We start from the raw sequence: 18,978 nt of genomic DNA on the forward strand, positions 1-18,978 counted from the left end.
GTCCCGCCGGTTGAGCGATCGCGGGCTCGCCGTGGTCTTCATCTCCCCCGCGATGCTGCTGTTGCTCGCCATGTCGGTGTTCCCGTTGCTGTGGGCGTTGTACCTGTCCTTCACCGACTACTCGGCCACCCGCGGCGGGCCCGCCAATTTCATCGGGTTCGGGAACTACACCGCCATCCTGACGTCGGCGCAGGTTCACACGAGGGCCTTGACGACGTTGATCTACGTGGTCGGCGCGGTCGGCCTGCAGACCGTGCTCGGTTTCGGCATCGCCTATCTGATCTCACGGCGCACGCACGGGCGAGGAGTGCTGACCACTCTGTTCCTGGTGCCGATGATGCTGTCGCCGGTCGTGGTCGGGCTGTTCTGGCGATTCATGCTCGACGCGCAGTTCGGCGTGGTCAACAGCATGCTCGGCTCGGTCGGCCTGGGGCAGGTGGAGTGGCTCACCCGGCAGCGAACGGCACTGATTTCCCTGATCGTGGTCGACACCTGGCAGTGGACGCCGTTCATCATGCTCATCGCACTGGCCGGCCTTACCGCGGTTCCCAAATACCTCTACGAGGCCGCCTCGATCGACCGGGCGTCCGAGTGGTTCCGGTTCCGCACCATCACTCTTCCGTTGGTATGGCCACTGCTTCTCATCGCCGTGATGTTCCGGGCCATCGAGGCGTTCCGGCTGTTCGACCTCGTCTACATCCTCACCAACGGAGGTCCGGGTGTCTCCACTGAGACGTTGTCGTTCCACATCTACAAGGTCGCGTTCCTGGGCTTCAACACCGGAACCGCTTCGGCGTACGGGATCCTCATGGTCCTCGTCGTCATCGTCCTCACGCAGTTCTACCTGCGCTACCTGAACAAGCTCAAGGAGGGCTGATGGCCGTCTCCGTCGACGAGGCCGTGTCCACAGGTCCTGCCCGGGATGACACGCCCACCGCGCGTCGCCTCGGTGGCCGGGGTCGCTCCGCGCTGGAGGTCGCGCTGCTGACCGTGCTGGCCGTCGTGATGCTCTTTCCGGTGCTGTGGATGATCGAGACGTCCATCAAGGAGAACCGGGACGTCTACGCCATCCCGGCCAAGTTCTTCGACTTCAAGATCACCTTGGACCACTACCGGGACGTGTTCGTCGGCCCCGACGGCGGTCGCACGGCCCTGTCGGTCTCGTTCCTCAACTCCGTCGTGGTCGCCGGGGTCTCCACGGTGCTGGCCACCGTGCTGGGGGTCCCGGCGGCCTGGGCCTACTCACGCTTCGCCGTGAAGGCGAAGAAGGACCAACTGTTCTTCATCCTGTCCACCCGCTTCATGCCGCCCGTGGTGGTCGTGATCCCGATCTTCCTCATGTACCGCCAGGTCGGACTCATCGACAACAAGCTCGGCCTGATCCTCATCTACGCCGCGTTCAACGTCCCGTTCACGATCTGGATGATGAAGGGGTTCGTCGACGAGGTGCCCGCGGAGTACGAGGATGCCGCCATGCTCGACGGCTACACCCGTTTGCAGGCGTTCCGGCGATTCACCCTTCCCCTGCTCGTGCCCGGCATCGCCGCGACGGCGGTCTTCGCACTCATCTTCTCGTGGAACGAGTTCGTGTTCGCCACCTTCCTCACCTCCAGCGACAGCGTCCGGACGGCCCCACCCGCCATCGCCGGCCTCATCGGCGGCACCACCACGGACTGGGGTCTCGTGGCCGCCGCCTCCGTGGTGTTCGCCCTACCGGTGCTCGTCTTCGCGTACCTGGTGCGCAAGCACCTCATCGCCGGTGTGACGCTCGGGGCGGTGCGACGCTGATGGCCGGCATCGAGGTGACCGCCCTGCACAAGCGCTACCCGGACGGGACGGTGGCGGTCGATCGCGTGGACCTGTCCATCGGCCACGGCGAGCTGTTCGTGATGCTCGGCCCTTCGGGTTGCGGCAAGACGACCACGCTGCGGGCCATAGCCGGCCTGGAGAGGCAGACGACGGGCGACATCCGCATCGGCGACACGCTGGTCAACGACCTGCCGCCCGCCGAGCGGGACATCGCCATGGTGTTCCAGTTCTACGCTCTGTACCCACACCTGCGCACCCGCGACAACCTGGCGTTCCCGCTGCGGGCCGAGGGACTGCCCAAGCAGGAGGTGCACGCGCGGGTCGACGAGGCCGCCCGGCTGATGCGGCTCGGTCCGCTCCTGGACCGGCGACCGCGCCAGCTGTCCGGCGGGGAGCAGCAGCGTGTCGCGCTCGCTCGCGCCCTGGTGCGCCGACCGCGCGCCTTCCTCATGGACGAACCTCTCACCAATCTGGACGCGGAGCTGAGGGCGGACATGCGCACGGAGATCAAGCACCTGCAGGGAGAGTTGGGGGCGACGATGGTGTACGTCACCCACGACCAGGTCGAGGCGATGTCGCTCGGTCACCGAATCGCCATCCTCAACAGGGGCCGCGTCGAGCAGATCGGCACCCCGCTGGAGGTCTACGACCGTCCGGCGAGTCTCTTCTGCGCCGCCTTCATCGGCTCGCCGCCGATGAACCTGGTTGAGGTGGAGGTGGCCGACGGGAAGCTGCGCAGTCAGGGCGGACTGGTCCTCACGCCGCCGCCAGGCCTGCCACGCGACCGCCGCCTGGTCGCCGGCGTCCGGCCGGAGGCGTTGGAGGTCACCGAACCACTGGCGGAACGTTCGGTCCCGGCACGGGTGGTCTCGGCGGAGTGGCTGGGCGACGAAATCATCTACGTGGTCGACCACGGCGGTCAGCGTGACGTCCGGGTTCGGATGCCACCGACCGTTCGTTTCGCCGCTGACGCGAAGGTCGGGCTGCGGCACACCGGCGGAACCCCGGCGGTGTATGACGCGCGCACGGAAGAGCTGGTGGCCTGATGGGAACCGTGGCAGCGCAGGGGCTGCGCAAGTCCTTCGGCAAGGTCCAGGCCCTGGACGGGGTGACGCTGGACGTACCGGACGGCTCGTTCTTCGTCGTGCTCGGGCCCTCCGGGGCCGGCAAGACGACGACCCTGCGCGCGATCGCCGGCCTGGAGAAGCTTGACGCCGGGTCCGTGCACCTGGACGGGCGGGACGCGACCGGTGACACGCCGGCCGCACGCGACCTGGCCATGGTCTTCCAGAGCTACGCCCTCTACCCGCGACACACGGTGTACGAGAACATCGCCTCTCCGCTGCGGGCACGCCGCTGTTCGTCGAGCGAGATCGCCGCCGCCGTCGAGCGGATGTCGAGCCTGCTGCACATCGAACGTCTGCTGCAGCGTCGTCCCGCGCAGCTGTCGGGCGGTGAGATGCAGCGGGTCGCCCTGGCCCGGGCGCTGGTCCGTCGCCCGCGCGCGTTTCTCATGGACGAACCGCTGACGAACCTCGACCTCAAGCTCCGCGTCGAGATGCGCACCGAGCTCACCCGCATCCACCGCAGCCTCGGAGCGACCTTCGTCTACGTGACCAACGACCAGGTCGAGGCGCTGTCCATGGCCGACCAGGTCGCGGTCCTCAAGGAGGGGAAGGTGCAACAGGTCGGAACGCCGACCGAGGTGTACGAGCGTCCGGCCAACAAGTGGGTCGCCGGATTCGTCGGGAGCCCACCGATCAGCCTGCTCGCCTGCCGCGCCGAGGGAGATCGGCTGGTCGGCTCGGACGGCTGGACCCTGCCGCGGCCCCGCTGGACCACGGCGGAGGACGGTCGTGCGCTGCTGCTGGGCCTGCGCGCGGAGGACCTGTCCGTCGAGCAGCGTGGGCACGCGTCGTTGTCCGGGGAGCTCTACGGGCTTGAGCCGCTCGGTGACCGCACGGTGGTCGACGTCCGAGTGGGGACGGAGATCCTCAAGGTCAAGGCACGACCCACAGTCACCGGTACGCCCGGCGAGCGGCTACAGGTCACCGTCGACCTGGACCGTGCGCACCTGTTCGACGCGGACACCGGGCTGTCGCTGTCCGAGGCTGGGCGTTAGCGGCGTCGCTCCGGACCTCACCACGAAGATCGCAGGAGGCGACGCAATGAGTGACCCGATGGACGTCCTGGCCCCCGAGCACCGGCGGCTCCGGATCGGCGACGCCTGGCGCGACGCCGCAAGCGGCGCCACCTTTGCCGTCGAGGACCCGGCCACCGGCAAGGTCATCGCCGAGGTGGCGGACGCTGACGTCGTCGACGGGCTCGCCGCTCTGGACGCGGCGAGCACGGCAATGGCGCAATGGGCGGCGACCCCGCCGCGGAAACGGTCAGAGTTGTTGACCGCGACGTACCGGGCACTGACCGGGCGATCCGAGGAGGTCGCCCGGCTGATAACGCTGGAGATGGGCAAGCCGCTCGCCGAGGCTCGGGCAGAGGTGGCCTACGGCGCCGAGTTCTTCCGTTGGTTCGCCGAGGAGGCGGTGCGCGTCGAGGGGCGCTACAGCGTCGCCCCCGCCGGTGGCTATCGCATCCTCACCGTGCCGAAGCCGGTCGGACCGTGCGTCTTCGTGACGCCCTGGAACTTTCCATTGGCCATGGGTGCCCGCAAGATCGCTCCTGCGCTGGCCGCCGGCTGCACGACCATCACCAAGCCGGCAGGCCAGACGCCCCTCACCATGCTGTTCCTGGCCCGCCTCATGGAGGAGGTCGGCGTACCCCCGGGCGTCGTCAACGTGGTCACCACCAAGCGTTCCGGCGAGGTCGTCTCCGCGCTGCTGGCCGACAGCCGGACCCGCAAGCTCTCGTTCACCGGGTCGACCGAGGTCGGGCGCGTGCTGCTTCGGCAGGCTGCGGACAACGTGCTGCGTACCTCGATGGAACTGGGCGGCAACGCGGCCTTGGTCGTGTGTGCGGACGCTGACCTGGACGTCGCGGTTGACGGCGCCATGGTGGCCAAGATGCGCAACATCGGGGAGTCCTGCATCGCGGCCAACCGGATCTACGTCGAGGAGCCGGTGCGCGAGGAGTTCACGGCGCGCTTCGCCGAGCGCATGGGCGCGCTGTCGGTGGGCCACGGCCTCGACGACGGCGTGGACGTCGGGGCGTTGATCGACGAGGCCGCGGTCACCACGATCGACGAGCTCGTCACCGACGCGGTCGATCGCGGCGCCCGGGTCCTGGTGGGCGGCGAGCGTCCGGACGGGCCGGGCCACTTCTACCCGCCTACGGTCCTCGTCGACGTGCCCGACGACGCGCGGATGCTGAAGACGGAGATCTTCGGCCCGGTGGCGCCGATCATCTCGTTCACGTCCGACGACGAGGTGCTGGCGAAGGCCAACGACACCGAGCACGGCCTGGTCGGATACGTCTTCACCCGGGACCTCCAGCGGGCGCTCCGGTTCGCCGAAGGGTTGGACACGGGGATGGTCGGCATCAACCGTGGTCTGATTTCGGACCCGTCAGCTCCGTTCGGAGGTGTGAAGCAGTCCGGGATCGGCAAGGAGGGGTCGCACGAGGGCATCCTCGAGTACCTCGACCTCACCTACGCGGCGATCGACCTACCGTGATCGGCCTGCGGCCGCCCGGCGCGCGCGCCCGCGCCATCCGGGCGGCCAACCTCGCCGACGCCGTCCCGGTCTCGCAGGTGACCTGGACGTCCGCCCAGCACATCACCGCCGACGTTCCGGAGAGGCACCGACATGCTTGAGACCGTCCGCGGACCACGCCAGCTGATAGTGGGCGAAGGGGTCGCGCAGAACATCCCACGAGTGGTGGCCGAGAGTGGCTCGCGAGTGCTCATCGTGACCGACCAGGTTCTTCTGGGGCAGCCGGGCGTGGCCGAAATCGTGGCCGCCGTGCGGGAGAAGGTCGAGGTCGTCGAGGTGTTCTCCGACGCGACCCCGGACGTGCCACTCGCCGATGTCGCAGTGGCCGTCGCGGTCGCCGCCGAGGTGGACGCCGACGTGATCCTCGCCATCGGGGGCGGCACGGTGATCGACCTGGCCAAAATCGTCGGCGTCATCCGGCGCCACGGTGGGACGCCGCGCGACTTCTACGGCGAGTCGAAGGTGCCGGGGCCGACACTTCCTCTCGTCGCGGTCCCGACGACCTCAGGCACCGGCTCCGAGCTCACACCCGTCTCGGTGTTGACCGACCCGGACCGCGAGCTGAAGGTGGGGGTTTCCAGCGTCCACATCGTGCCCGACTTCGCCATCGTCGACCCCGAACTCACCTACAGCTGCCCCGCGACCGTCACCGCCCACTCCGGCATCGACGCGTTCTGTCACGCGGTGGAGAGCTACACCGCGCGACCCCGGGCCCACGGACCGCGCGACCCGGTGGAGCAGGTGTTCCTCGGCCGCAACCCGATCACCGACCACTACGCGCTCCTGGCTGCGGAACGGATCGCCCGTAGCCTGCGTCGTGCGGTCCGGGACGGAGGCGACACGGACGCGCGCGCGGACATGTCCTACGGGTCCATGCTCGCCGGGCTCGCCTTTTCCCACGCGGGCAACGCGGCCCCGCACGCTCTCCAGTACCCCATCGGCGCAGCCACGCACACGCCGCACGGCCTGGGCGTCGGGCTGCTACTGCCCTACGCGCTGGACGCGGCCAAAGATGCCATCGGCGACCGGTTGGCCATCCTCGCCGGAGCGTGCGGGCTCGACGTGACCGACGCCTCGAACGCCGAGGCCGCCGATACGTTCCTCACCTGGCTCGACGGGCTCCTCGCCGACATCGGTATCCCTCCCACCCTGGCGGACATCGGCGTGGCACGCGCCGACCTCCCGCGCTTCGCGGAGATGGCCAGTGGCGTCACCCGTTTGATCCAAAACCATCCCGGCCCGACCGACACCACCAGCCTGACCGCGATCCTCGAAGCGGCCTGGACCGGGGACCGGACCTGACAGCCACTCGGCGAAGACGATAGCCAGGGGCGGGAGTCGCCGTCGACGCTCTCGCGGCGGCCAGTCATCGGTGGCGGGGACGTGGGCCGGTCGGATCGGGTGGGACGAAATGTTTGGCGGTCTCGTTGGCAGCGACGTTGACGATGGTGAGCGTGGCGAGAGTCGCCAACACCGCCGGTGGGAGTGGTGCCAACCCGAGCGGCGCGGCGAGTGGGCTGAACGGCAGCGCGACGGTGACCGCGATGAGCACCAGTCCGGTGCCGGCCAACGCCGCTGAGGGGCGAGTGCGCAGGAAGCTTCGGTTGGACCGCAACACCAGCAGCACGATGATCTCGGTGGCGGTGAACTGGACGAACCAGGCGGCGCGGAAGACGTCGGTGGCTACGTGCCACCACCAGTGCAGGGCGGCGAGCACGAGGAGGTCCACGGCGATGCTGATCGATCCGTACACCAGCATGAACCTGCGGATGGCCCGGACGTCGACGGTGCGAGGGTGCTGGAGTTGCTCGGGGTCGGCGTGGTCGGTGGACAGGGTGGTGTAGGGGATGTCGGAGAGGAAGTTGAGCAGCAGGACCTGGCGGGGCAGCAGCGGCAGGAAGGGCAGGAGGAGCGTGGCGATGCTCATGCTGACGACGTTGCCGAAGGATGCGCTGGTGTTGACGCGGATGTATTTCAGCGTGTTGGTGAACGTGCGGCGGCCGAGGCGGATGCCGTCGGCGACCACGTCGAGGTCCTTGTCGAGCAGCACGATCGCGGCAGCCTGCTTGGCGACGTCGACGGCGGTGTCGACGGAGATCCCGACGTCGGCGGCGTGCAGCGCGGGGGCATCGTTGATGCCGTCGCCGAGGAAGCCGACCACGTCGCCACGGCGTCGCAGCGCGGTCTGAATGCGTTCCTTCTGCAACGGGTCCACCTCGGCGAACACGCTGACGTCGGCGATCCGGTCCGGTAGCTCATCGTCTGGGCAGGCGGCGAGGTCGGCGCCGATCAGCGGTTCACCGGCGAGCCCGACTTCGGCGGCGACGTGTCGCGCGGCATGCCGGTTGTCACCGGTGACCAGACGGACCGTGATACCCATCGCGGCGAGGCGGCGGATCGCGGCGGCGGCGTCGCCGCGGGGCGGGTCCTGGAAGGCGAGCAGTCCGACGAAGGTCATCTCCCGTTCGTCGGCCACAGCGACAGCGGTGGCGCCGGGCATGGGCCGTACGGCAAGGCCGAGCACCCGGCTGCCCTCGTCGCTGAGCGCGGTGAACCGTTGCAGGACGCGGTCGCGCACCTCGTCGAGCGGCACCGTGCCGGCGGCGGTCCGCGCGCTGGTGCAGACGTCGAGCACCGCGCGCAACGCGCCCTTGGTGACCAGGACCGACCCGTCGCTGTCGCGAACCAGGATGGACAGGCGTTGGCGGGTGAAGTCGTAGGGCGCCTCGGCGATCCGGGTTTTCGGGTCGGCGGGTGGTTGCCCCGTCATGATCGCCGCGTCGATGGGATTGGGAAATCCGTGCTGGAGGCCGGCGTTGAGCCGGGCAAGGCGGGCTACCTCCGCGTCCGGCTCGCCGTCGACCGAGAGGCATCCGGTGAGGGCCACCGTTCCGGCGGTCAGGGTGCCGGTCTTGTCGGTCAGGAGAACAGTCATGGCGCCGAAGTCCTCGATGACGTCGAGGCGTTTGACGATGACCCGGTGCGCGGCCATCGCCCGGGCTCCGGCGGAGAGGCTGACCGCGACGATGGCGGGCAGCATCTGCGGGGTCAACCCGACGGCGAGGGCCAGCGAGAACAGCAGGGAGTCGATGACCGGGCGGTGCATCAGCAGGTTGGCGACGAAGATACCGACCAGCAGCACCATCATGATCCGGACCAGCAGCAGCCCGAAGCGGGTCAGCCCGCGCTGGAAACCGGTGCTGGCGGGACGAGCGGCGACCCGACGGGACACCGCCCCGAAGGTGCTGTCCCGTCCGGTGCGCATCACGACCGCGCGTGCGGTGCCGCTGGCCACATGGGTGCCCATCCACAGGGCGTTGCGCCGTTCGGTCAGTTCCGCCTGCGCTGGCGACGGGTCGCTCGACTTCGTCGCGGGGAACGACTCGCCGGTCAGCACCGCCTGGTCGACCTGCAGACGCCCGGCCTCGACGATCCGGCAGTCCGCGGGAACGACGTCCCCAGCCCGCAGCACCACGAGGTCGCCGACGACGACCTCCTCGACCGGTACGGAGACCTCACGCCCGTCGCGGACGACGTCGGTGTTCACGCGCACGCGGGCCTGCAACGCGTCGACGGCCCGCCCGGCGGCGTGTTCCTGCCAGAAGCCGAGTCCGCCGCTGGCGGCGACGATGGCCAGGATGATCGCGCCGTCGATGAGGTCCCCGACGGCCATCGACAACACGGTCGCGGCGATCAGGATCAGGATGATCGGGCTGGTGAACTGTGACAGCAGGAGCCGCCAGCCCCGCTTGCCGCCCGCGGCGACCCGGTTGGGTCCGTGCTCGCGCAGCAGCGCGGCGGCGCGTTCGCCGGTGAGCCCGCCGGTGGACGCCCCGACGGCGGCCACCGCGTCCGGCAGCGGCCCGGCCCAGAACGCCGTGTGCTCGCCCTCTGCTCGCCCCACTGCGCACTCCGCGGTCCTCAGCCACCCGTCCCGCGAGTGACGCTACCGATTCGCCCCACGGCGCGCGGCCGATTGGCCGCCGATCAGGATCGCGGTCTCGCCCGGCACGACCAGCCCGAGCAGGGTCGATGACTCCAGGGCCGGCAAAACGAAAACCAGGGTCAGGACGAGGAGCGGCGGCAGCCGATGAGCGCCGGTTGATTGTCGCCCCCGAACGGGTTGGCCAATGGCAAAGAGGACCATCCGGCGGGGGCGATCCGTAGGGTTCAGCTCGACGGAAGGCACGACGCCGAATGAGGGGCGACCGAGGACCGGTGGGAGCGCGCAGGCATCGCCCATCGCCGGCGTTGCTGGTTGGCCTGACCGTGTCGACCAGCCTGCTGGTAGCGGTGAGCGCGGCTACCCGGCAGCGTCCCGTGCCGCTGTGGGAGCGGGACCTGTTCGCCTTGCTCAACCACCTTCCCGCCGGGCTGACTCCGGTTCTGGTTCTGGTCATGCAGGTCGGCTCATACGCGGCGGTGTTCGTCGCCGCCGCAGTAGCGGTCGTCGGACGCAGAGTCGGCATGGCGTGGAGTCTCCTGCTGGCCGGGAACCTGGCGTACTGGCTCGCGCTCGCCGTCAAGGCCATGGTCGCCCGGCAGCGGCCGGCAGCGCTGCTCACCGACGTGGTGCTGCGCGAGACAATCACCGGACGGTTCGGATACCCGTCGGGACATGTCGCGGTCGCCACGGCCCTGACGCTCATCGCGGCGCGGGCCGGGGGCCCTCGGTGGCGCCGGGCCGCCTGGGTGGTGATTGGGCTGGTCGCCGTCGCGCGGATCCACGTCGGGGCACACCTGCCGGTCGACGTGGTCGGCGGAGTCCTCGTCGGCTGGCTCGCGGTGTGTCTGACCCGGCTCGCGGCCGGCGAGGTCGGGCCGCAACGGTCCGCGCCTGCCCTGCGGACGACGCTGCGGCGGCGCGGGATCGACGTGGCACGGTTGGCGCCGATCCACGGCGACGCCCGCGGCTCGCAGCCGTGGCAGGCGGTCACCACCGGCGGGCGGCGGCTGTTCGTCAAAGTGACCGGCGGTGAGCAACGCGACGCGGACTGGGTCTACAAGCTCTACCGGAGGGTGCGCTACCGCCACGTGGCCGACGCGCCACCCTATCTGAGCGCCCGCCAGCAGAGCGAACACGAAACCTGCCTGACTCTGCTGGCCGAACGCGCCGGCGTCAGGGTTCCCTCTGTCGTCACGACCGCCACCATGCCCGGCGGCGACGCCGTACTGGTGCAGGAGTTCATCGACGCCGCCCCGCTGCACTCCGCCATCGGGCCCGTCCCGCTCGCCGCCGTGCACGACGCCTGGGAACAGGTCGCCCGCCTGCACCGGGCCGGCATCGCGCACCGCGACCTGCGCGCCGCGAACGTGCTCGTCGGTCGGAACCTCGCCTACCTGGTGGACCTGGGCTTCGGCGCCGACGACGCCTCGGCAGAGCAAAAGGCCCGCGACATCGTCGAGCTGATGGTCGCCCTCTCCACGCGGGTCGACCCGGCCAGCGTCGTCGCCGCCGCGGTGGACCACCTCGGTGTCGCGTCGGTCGCGGACAGCGTGCCGTTCCTGCAACCTCCGGTGCTCTCCCGCGCGGGACGCAGCGCCCTGCGTGGTCACCACGGCATGCTGACCTGCCTACGCCAGTTGATCCTGGAGCGTTGCCCCGACCGCGACCGTACGACGGTGAAGGTGGTCCGGTTCAGCCGCCGCACGGTCCTGGAGCTGCTGTTTTTGGGGTTGATCGTGCACCTGTTGCTCCCCCAACTCGGCGAGGTACGCACCGCGGCGCGTCTGATCGTGCACGCCAACCCGGTCGCGGTCGCGGCGACGCTGCTCGGCTCCGCCCTGACCTACCTGCTCAGCGGCGTCGTGCTCCGGTTGGCCACGGCCAATCGGGTCCCGCTGGGCGAGGCCACCCTGGTGCAGGTCGCCGCGTCGTTCGCCAACCGGCTGGCGCCCGGCAGCCTCGGCGGCGCCGCACTCAGTTTGCGGTACCTGCACCAGAAGGGACTCACCGCCGCCGATGCGGCCACCGCCGTGGCCGTCGCCCGCACCGCCGGCGTGGTCTCGGTCGTGCTGCTCCTGCCGGTGCTGTTGCCGTTCGCCCGGCAGCCCGCCCGCATCCTCACTCACGAGGCGACCAGGGCACTGCCGCTGCTACTGGGCGCCTTGGCCGTCCTACTCGTCCTGGCGGCGGTGCTCGCCGTACCCCGGATCCGGCGGCGCGGACGCGCGGCCGCCGGCCAGGTCATCACCGCGCTGCGCGCCCTGACCCGTCAGCACGGACTGCGGCGGCTCGTCGTCGCGTCCACGGCGCTGACCCTCACCTACGGCCTCTGCCTGTACCTCGCGCTGCTCGCTACCCGCGGCCCGGTCCCCATCGCACACCTGCCTCAGGTGATCCTGGTCTGCCTCGTCGGTGAGGGCGTCTCGTCCGCCGCGCCCACCCCCGGCGGGCTCGGTGCCACCGAAGCCGCGCTCGTCTCCGGCCTGCTGCTCTACGGGGTGCCGCTGGACGCCGCTGTCGCAGGCACCCTGATCTACCGCCTCGCGACGTTCTGGCTGCCGGTACCGCCCGGCTACCTGGCCTGGCGGGCCATGAGCCGCCGCCGGCTGATGTGAGCACCAGCGGTGTCGGTCACTGCGGCGGTCGGTGGGCAGGGCGAGGGCGATCGGGCGCGGTCGCGGTGGTGGCCGGCCCGGCGGCAGGGTCCGCCGGTGGCGAACCGGCGTGGTCACGGTAAAGATCGTCGATGTCCGCGGCGTAGCGCGCCGCCACCACGCTGCGTCTGACCTTGAGCGTCGGTGTCAGCTCCCCGTCTTCCTCGGTGAGGTCACGGGGCAGGACGCGGAAGGTCTTGACCTGCTCAGCCCGGGACACGGCGCGGTTGGCGCGGTCCACAGCGGTCTGGATCTCGGCGCGCAGGCGCGGGTGATCGCGTATCTCGGCCAGAGGGGCCTCGGGTACCTGATGGGTGCGACGCCATCGTTGCCAGCCCCGTGCGTCGATGCTCACCAGAGCGGCGACGAAGGGGCGGCCGTCGCCGACGAGCACGCACTGGCTGACCAACGGGTGAGCGCGGATGGCCTCCTCGATCGGGGTAGGCGCGACGTGCTTGCCGGCCGCCGTCACGATGAGTTCCTTCTTCCGGCCGGTGACCTGCAGAAACCCACCCGTGTCGAGGTGGCCGAGATCGCCGGTGCGCAGCCAACCGTCGTCGGTGAACGCGGCCCGGGTGGCGTCCGGGTTGTTCCAGTAGCCGCCGAACACCACAGCGCCGTGGGCCTGGATCTCGCCATCGGCGGCCACCCGGATCCCCACGTCGGGCAGGGGCGGCCCGACGGTGCCGATGCGGTGCCGGTCGGGTCGGTTCACGGTCAACGCCGGTGAAGTCTCGGTCAGGCCGTAACCCTCGAGCACGGTGATGCCGACGCCACGGAAGAAGTGGCTCAGGCTTTCGTTCATCGGCGCACCGCCGACGATGACGGTGCGGCACCGTCCGCCCAGGCTGTCGCGGAGCGTGCGATAGGCCAGCACCTCGCAGGCCCCGTGCGTCAGCCGCAGCCAGGCGCTCGGCCCGCCCCGGTCGTCGAGGGAACGGCTGTAGCGCACCGCGATCCGCTCGGCCGCGGTGAACAGCCACCCGCGGTGGGCGTCGTCGGTCTGCTGTCGTGCCCGGTCGTACATCTTCTCCAACATCCGGGGCACGGCGAGGATGAACGTCGGCTGGTATCGGCGCAGCTGGTCGCGCACACCAGCGATGTCGGAGCTGTGCACCGTCGTCGCCCGCGTCTGCACCATGCCCACCTGAATGAGACGGGCGAACGCGTGCGCCAACGGCAGGAACAACACAGTGGACGCGCCCTCGTGCAGCAGGTTCGGCAGTGCGGACACCGCACCCGTGACGTCGCGGGAAATGTTGCCGTGCGTCAGTATGCAGCCCTTCGGACGGCCGGTCGTCCCGCTGGTGTAGACGATGCTGGCCACGTCGGCGGCGGAAACCCGATGGCGGCGTGTCTCGACGTCGGTGTCGGCGACGTCGCGTCCGAGACCGGCGAGGGTGATCAGCCCGCCGGCGTCGATCTGCCACGCCTCGCGCAGTTCCGGCGCGTCGGGCCTGGCCGCCTCGACCAGACCGGCGTGGGCTGCCGTCTCCATTACACACGCCACCGCGCCGCAATCCCGCAGAATCCACGTCACCTGGTCGACGCTGGCGGTGTCGTAGATCGGCACGGTCACCGCGCCCACCGCCCAGAGGGCGTAGTCGACCAGGGTCCATTCGTAGCGAGTTCGGCTGATCAGGGCGACCCGGTCGCCGTGTCCGATACCGGCGGCGATGAAGCCCCGGGCGAGGGTCGCGACGTCGTCGCGGAACTGCGCGCAGGTCACCGGCACGTCACCCCCGCGTACCGGCCGCCGCGGGGGCCAGGCCCTCGACACCGGCGCCGGGCGAACGAACTGTACCTTCGCCGGGTCCTCCTCGGCGTTGACCCACACCCGCTCGGCGAGGCCCGACGTCGTCGGACCGACGTCAGGCGACGCGACAGCCATGTCCTGCACGATGTCCCCCCGGTTGCCCGGAACCGGCGACGCCGGTGCGTCGACCACCTGCACCGCCCATCGTTCTCACCCCCGGCTCGGCACGCGGACGGTTCACGGAACAGCCCCACGAGCCACCAACACGTGATAAGGCGGCGAAGGCGAGTGCGCACGGCAGCGGCGGGCCCCCGCCCTCGGACGAGGTGCCGCCGCAGCGACGACCGCTGCCGCCGCTACCTCGTCGAGCACAGGACGTGGCCATCTCGCGCGTTACCCCCCACGTACGCTTGAAGGCGATGGACGAGACCACTGGGCTGCGGGAGCGCAAGAAGGCGGCCACCCGCCTGGCCCTGCACGAGGCGGCCCTGAGCCTCACCGCCGAGCAGGGGCTCGACGGCCTGACCGTCGAGGCGATCGCCGATGCCGCCAACGTCTCCCGGCGGACGTTCTCCAACTACTTCTCCAGCAAGGAGGAGGCGCTCTTCCACGGCGACACCACGCGCCTTCGCCGGCTGTTGCAGCTCATCGGCGAACAACCCGTCGACGAGCCGCCGTGGGCAGCACTCAGCCGGGCGGCGCAACGCTTCATCGAGGAGTTGTTCGGCGACGGAGACCCGCCCTGGCTGACCCAGCGGCGGCAGCTACGTCGGCACCCCGGCCTGGCCGCACATCAGGTCGCGGCGTACAGCGCCGTCGAGCGCGAGTTGGCCGGCGAACTGGCACACCGGCTCACCGGCGCCGACGTGGCGCTGCGCTCCCGCGTCCTGGCCGCCACCTTCCTGGCCATCCTGCGGGTTGCCGTGCAGCACTGGATCGAGCACCCGAACGAACCACTGGTAGACACGGTCCGGACCGCCCTCGCGGAGGCCGCCGCTGCCACCTCCGGGCGCTAGGTGTTCTGTCCAGAAGGTTGGGGATCGACACGCAGGCACCACCGCTTCGGCGACCTCCTCCGAGAGGCTTGACGGTCGCCGAGGCAGGCGGCGGGAAGTGCTAGTCGAGGCCGAGGCCGCGGCGGCCGGTCTCGTTCAGGTCTTCCTCGCGGAAGCGGTTGGGCCATTCACGCTCGTAGTGCTCGGCGGGGAAGTCGCTGGGGCTCTCGCCGGTGAGAAACGCCTGGCGGACCGAAGCGGCGTAGGCCTCGTTGCGGGGGCACCAGGGCGCGGCGGGGATGTACATGACGTTTCCCCAGCCCTGCTGGGCCTCGACCGGGGCGACGCTGTGAATCATGTCGGCGTGCCACCAGACGGAGTCGCCGGCCTGGACGTCCGGGATGCCGACGAGGGCTTCCATGAGAGGGGCATGCCATTTGTGGCCGGCGGGGAAGACCTGGTTGACGGTGACGCCGCACATGTCGTCGTCCGGGACGTCGGGCAGTAGCGGGCGCAGCATCAGGTAGGCCATTGCCTCGGGGATCGGGACGGTGTGCAGCACGCCCTGGTCGTGGTTCATGTCGGACAGCGCGGTCCAGCCCTGGAAGGTGCGGAAGGCGGAGCACATGGTGGTGCCGGGGTATTGCGGACCGGCGGTGCGGTGGGCGGCGTCCCACGGGTCGTACTGCTCGACGCTGCCGTCGAACAGGTGCCGGAACGCCTGCTGGTAGGCGCTGGTCATCCAGAGGTCGAGGGTGCCGGGGTCGAGGTGGGTGCCGAGGCCGGCGGAGTCGGCGCCCTCGGGCCGCCGGCGGATCCGGTCGGGGTAGAGCGAATCGCGGTCGGGGTCGAACCACTGCACCCCATCGGATTCGTGCTTCCACTGGTGGTTGAGGAGGGACTGAACCTTGGCCATGCGGTCGCTCTGCCGGGCTTGCATCTGCGCCGAAGACCAGTAGATGGGGTAGATCTCCGGTTTCGAGCCGACGCTGCCGAAGAAGTCGTCGCCGGGGCCGCGGTAGTTCTCGAAGAAGTTGTTGCCCTCGACGTAATCGACGATGTCCCGATCCCATTGCAGGGCCTGGTCGCGCTCGAAGTGTCCGCGGACGACGAGGCAGCCGCGCTTGCGTAGGTGAGCGAGCTGTTCAGCGGTGACGGTTCCGTTGGCGATGTCGGCGTAGTCGATGACCGGCCAGATCGATTCGCCGCGCCGGCGGGCGGCGGCGATGTCGTCGATGGCGGCCTGCACGCGCTGCTCGACCACGGAGAAGACCTCCTCAACGGTACGACCGGAGGCGGCGATGCGCTCGCGCAACGCCTGCTTGATGTCCCGGATCGCGGCCTTGAGGTCGGTGGGGGTTTCTTCCCAGTGGGGTAGCGCGGTAGTTGTCGGCACGACGATTCCTTCCAAGTTAGAAGCCCTTACTTGGACGACTGTACGTGTCCCCCACGACTCAAGGCAAGAGCCCTGACTAGAAAGCCACTTCGGCTCCACAGGGCGCCCAGGCATGGGCAACCCCGGTCGTCCACGCCTCGGACAGCTCGCCACGGTCCGGTAAGACGACACCTCTGTCTAGGCTTGCCGAGTGGAGCCCGCCAAGCCGTCACAAGACCTCGTCCGGTCGGTCACCGATGAGCACGTGCTGCGCGCCCTCATGCAGCACCGCCGCCTCACCCGTGCGGAGCTGGCCGTCGAAATCGGCATCTCGAAGCCCACCGCCGTCGAGAGCGTGCGCCGGCTCACCGAACGCGGCCTCGTCGCCGACACCGGCGAACGCACCCCGGGCGGCCGCGGCCGCGGCCGGGTCGGCTTGTACTACTCGCTCGCCCCCGCGCTCGGGGTTGCGCTGGCGATCACCATCGCCCCCACCGGCGTCGCCGCCGAGTGCATCGATGTCTACGGCGACGTCGTCGCGCGAGCGGCTCGACCGATAGATCGACCGGCCCATCCGACTCAGGTATCCGCAGCGCTCAGCGAAGTGGCCGTCGAGGTCAGCGCCGCTGCCGGCCAGCCGGCCCGGCTGGCCGTGATCGGTGCCGCTGACCCAGTGGATCGCAAGACCGGCCGACTGGTACGCCTACCCGACGCGCCCTTCCTCGTCGGCGAGTTGGACCCAGCCGCCATACTGGCACCACTCGAGGTCATCGTCGACAACGACGTGAACTGGGCGGCGCTCGCCGAGCCGACCCTGCGCGACTTCGCTTACCTCTACCTGGGCGAAGGACTCGGCTGCGCGATCGTCGACGACGGCGAAGTCCGGCGCGGCCATGCCGGCCTCACCGGAGAGATAGCCCACCTGCTCACCATCGGGCCCGCCGGCCGAGCAATCCGTTTCATCGACATCTTCGGTGAGCTGAACCTACGCCGCGACGGCACCACGGCGATCGACATCGAACGCCTCCTCGCGAGCGACCCCGCTACTCACGAAATCATCGGCACTGCCGTCGCCGGCGCCATCGCGGCGGTTATCGCCCTCGCGGACCCACAGGAAATCGTCGTCGGCGGATCATGGGGGCCGGCGCTGCTCGACAGCATCCGCCCCGCCGTCGACCGCATGCCTCGGCGAGTTCCCGTCCGAGCCTCTGCCCTGACCGGCGACCCGGTGCTTGCCGGCGTCCGCGCGGCCGCGTGCACCCGCCTGCGGGCATCAGTGACCACCACCGACTGATTCCGCAAAGGCCGGCCCACGCCGTCACCTGATGCAACCCGAGGTCACCCAGAAGGGGTCACCGCACCGTTCGGACGCGGATTCTCTCTGGCCAGTCCGCGTTCATCGCGTCCCTCTACCTTGCCATCGGATCACTACCCAGAAGTATCTGGTCCTTCGTTCTTGACGAAATGAGGATTGATGGCAGTAAGCAAGCGGGTGGGCCTGGGTGCTGCGGTGGCCGCGCTGACCCTGACGCTGCCGGGCGCCGCCTCGGCAGCCGAGCGAAGCATGTGGGACCGGGCCGAGTTGATCAAGTTCGCCGCGCTGCCGGCAGTGACCTTCGTTCCCGGTAGCGAACCGTCCGGCTCGTCACTCGGCACTGCCCCCATCAACGGCATCACCCCACCGTTCGCCGACCAAACGATTCAGGGGTTCAGCGGCGTCCTGCGCAACACCGACGGCACCTTCGACGTGCTGTCCGACAACGGGTTCGGCAACAAGGCCAACAGTGCCGACTTCCTGCTGCGTGTCCAGCGGGTCGCGCCCGGCTTCGCCGGCGGGGCCGTCGACGTGGTCGGCGGCATCAACCTGACCGACCCGGATGGCAAGGTTCCATTCGCTCTCACCCGCGCCGACCGCGTGCTCACCGGTGCCGATTTCGACGTCGAGTCGATCACTCGGACGGCCGACGGCACGTACTGGATCGGTGACGAATTCGGCCCGTACCTGTTGCACTTCGACCGGGCGGGCCGCTTAATGCAGGCGCCGGTGCCACTGCCGGGCGTGTTCGCTCCCGAGAACCCGACCCGCGGTACGACCCCGGCCAACCTCGCCAGCAGCAAGGGCTTCGAGGGCATGGCCCAGTCACCGGACGGCGCCACGCTCTATCCGCTACTCGAGGGCACGGTCACCGGCGACCCGACCGGCACACTCCGGCTCAACGAGTTCGACGTCAGGACCAACACCTACACCGGTCGACGCTGGACTTACGCGCTCGACGCTGCCGACCACGCGATCGGTGACGCATTCATGGTCGACCGTGACCGTTTCCTGATCATCGAGCGGGACAACGGCCAGGGTGAGACGGCGAAGGTCAAGAGGATCTACCTGGCCGACAAGCGCGACCGGAACCGGGACGGGCGCCTCGACAAGACACTGGTCGCCGACCTGATGAACATCGCCAACCCGCGGCACGTCGGCGGGTTCGCTGGCACCTTCACATTCCCGTTCCAGACGATCGAGGACGTGGTGATGCTCGACGACCGCACGCTGGCCGTCCTCAACGACAACAACTTTCCGTCCTCCTCGGGCCGCACGGCCGGCCAAGCGGACAACAACGAGTTCATCGTGATCAGGCTTGACCGCGACCTGGACGCCGACAAGCGCATCCTGCGTCGCTACTGACCCCGACGCCGAGGGGGTGGGTTGACCTGAACCGCCACCCACCCCCTCCCGGAGCAGCCGTAAGTCGCATTCCACGGTCCACATGCACACACCAA

General features: G+C 69.8%; 13 protein-coding genes and 1 pseudogene. 11 read left to right on the plus strand and 3 right to left on the minus strand.

Translation table 11 applies throughout. The features are described from left to right. Window positions 1-10: 10 nt before the first annotated feature. The 7 genes from ABZU52_RS08780 to ABZU52_RS08810 are packed head-to-tail and all read left to right on the plus strand — an operon-like array spanning window position 11 to window position 6,779. Entirely contained in the window at window positions 11-877 is an 867-nt protein-coding gene (locus ABZU52_RS08780) for a sugar ABC transporter permease (RefSeq protein WP_354970467.1), read from the plus strand. After that, complete coding sequence (locus ABZU52_RS08785; protein ID WP_354970468.1) at window positions 877-1,788, plus strand: carbohydrate ABC transporter permease; 912 nt, start codon at window positions 877-879, stop codon at window positions 1,786-1,788. The genes ABZU52_RS08780 and ABZU52_RS08785 overlap by 1 nt, the downstream gene beginning before the upstream one ends. After that, window positions 1,788-2,855, plus strand: a complete 1,068-nt coding sequence (locus ABZU52_RS08790) for an ABC transporter ATP-binding protein (protein ID WP_354970469.1) — start codon at window positions 1,788-1,790, stop codon at window positions 2,853-2,855. The genes ABZU52_RS08785 and ABZU52_RS08790 overlap by 1 nt, the downstream gene beginning before the upstream one ends. Beyond that, window positions 2,855-3,931 (plus strand): ABC transporter ATP-binding protein, encoded by a 1,077-nt coding sequence (locus tag ABZU52_RS08795; RefSeq protein ID WP_354970470.1) that lies wholly within the window; start codon window positions 2,855-2,857, stop codon window positions 3,929-3,931. The genes ABZU52_RS08790 and ABZU52_RS08795 overlap by 1 nt, the downstream gene beginning before the upstream one ends. 46 nt (window positions 3,932-3,977) lie before the next feature. Beyond that, on the plus strand, window positions 3,978-5,438 hold the full coding sequence (locus ABZU52_RS08800; protein ID WP_354970471.1) for an NAD-dependent succinate-semialdehyde dehydrogenase: 1,461 nt from the start codon (window positions 3,978-3,980) through the stop codon (window positions 5,436-5,438). Then, the gene (locus tag ABZU52_RS08805) at window positions 5,435-5,578 is read left to right on the plus strand and encodes a hypothetical protein (RefSeq protein ID WP_354970472.1); all 144 of its coding nucleotides are present in this window, start codon (window positions 5,435-5,437) and stop codon (window positions 5,576-5,578) included. Before ABZU52_RS08800 ends, ABZU52_RS08805 begins: the two co-directional genes overlap by 4 nt. Beyond that, window positions 5,571-6,779 carry an iron-containing alcohol dehydrogenase gene (locus ABZU52_RS08810; protein WP_354970473.1) on the plus strand — a complete coding sequence of 403 codons (1,209 nt, stop codon included), beginning with the start codon at window positions 5,571-5,573 and terminating at the stop codon, window positions 6,777-6,779. The genes ABZU52_RS08805 and ABZU52_RS08810 overlap by 8 nt, the downstream gene beginning before the upstream one ends. A gap of 64 nt (window positions 6,780-6,843) precedes the next feature. Here ABZU52_RS08810 and mgtA read toward each other — a convergent pair whose 3' ends face one another. Beyond that, window positions 6,844-9,381 (minus strand): magnesium-translocating P-type ATPase, encoded by a 2,538-nt coding sequence (gene mgtA / locus ABZU52_RS08815; RefSeq protein WP_354970474.1) that lies wholly within the window; start codon window positions 9,379-9,381, stop codon window positions 6,844-6,846. Between the two features lie 365 nt (window positions 9,382-9,746). Between mgtA and ABZU52_RS08820 the strand changes: the two genes are divergently transcribed. Continuing rightward, complete coding sequence (locus tag ABZU52_RS08820; RefSeq protein ID WP_354970475.1) at window positions 9,747-12,038, plus strand: lysylphosphatidylglycerol synthase domain-containing protein; 2,292 nt, start codon at window positions 9,747-9,749, stop codon at window positions 12,036-12,038. Window positions 12,039-12,147: 109 nt separating this feature from the next. Here ABZU52_RS08820 and ABZU52_RS08825 read toward each other — a convergent pair. Beyond that, window positions 12,148-13,977: pseudogene (locus tag ABZU52_RS08825) on the minus strand (AMP-binding protein); the annotation flags it as partial. Window positions 13,978-14,252: 275 nt separating this feature from the next. Here ABZU52_RS08825 and ABZU52_RS08830 point away from each other — a divergent pair. Further along, a complete protein-coding gene (locus tag ABZU52_RS08830; RefSeq protein ID WP_354970476.1) occupies window positions 14,253-14,849 on the plus strand; it encodes a TetR family transcriptional regulator in 597 nt (198 codons plus the stop codon). Between the two features lie 100 nt (window positions 14,850-14,949). Here the strand turns inward: ABZU52_RS08830 and ABZU52_RS08835 are convergent, their stop codons facing one another. Further along, window positions 14,950-16,224, minus strand: coding sequence for a DUF1479 domain-containing protein (locus tag ABZU52_RS08835; RefSeq protein WP_354970477.1), 1,275 nt, complete (start codon window positions 16,222-16,224; stop codon window positions 14,950-14,952). A 190-nt stretch (window positions 16,225-16,414) separates the two neighbouring features. On the opposite strand from ABZU52_RS08835, the gene ABZU52_RS08840 reads away from it, so the two are divergent. Further along, on the plus strand, window positions 16,415-17,497 hold the full coding sequence (locus tag ABZU52_RS08840; protein ID WP_354970478.1) for an ROK family transcriptional regulator: 1,083 nt from the start codon (window positions 16,415-16,417) through the stop codon (window positions 17,495-17,497). 180 nt (window positions 17,498-17,677) lie between these two features. Beyond that, entirely contained in the window at window positions 17,678-18,883 is a 1,206-nt protein-coding gene (locus ABZU52_RS08845; protein WP_354970479.1) for an esterase-like activity of phytase family protein, read from the plus strand. The last annotated feature ends 95 nt before the right edge of the window (window positions 18,884-18,978 follow it).

The organism is Micromonospora sp. NPDC005220 (genome assembly GCF_040607895.1).
Classification (GTDB): domain Bacteria; phylum Actinomycetota; class Actinomycetes; order Mycobacteriales; family Micromonosporaceae; genus Micromonospora.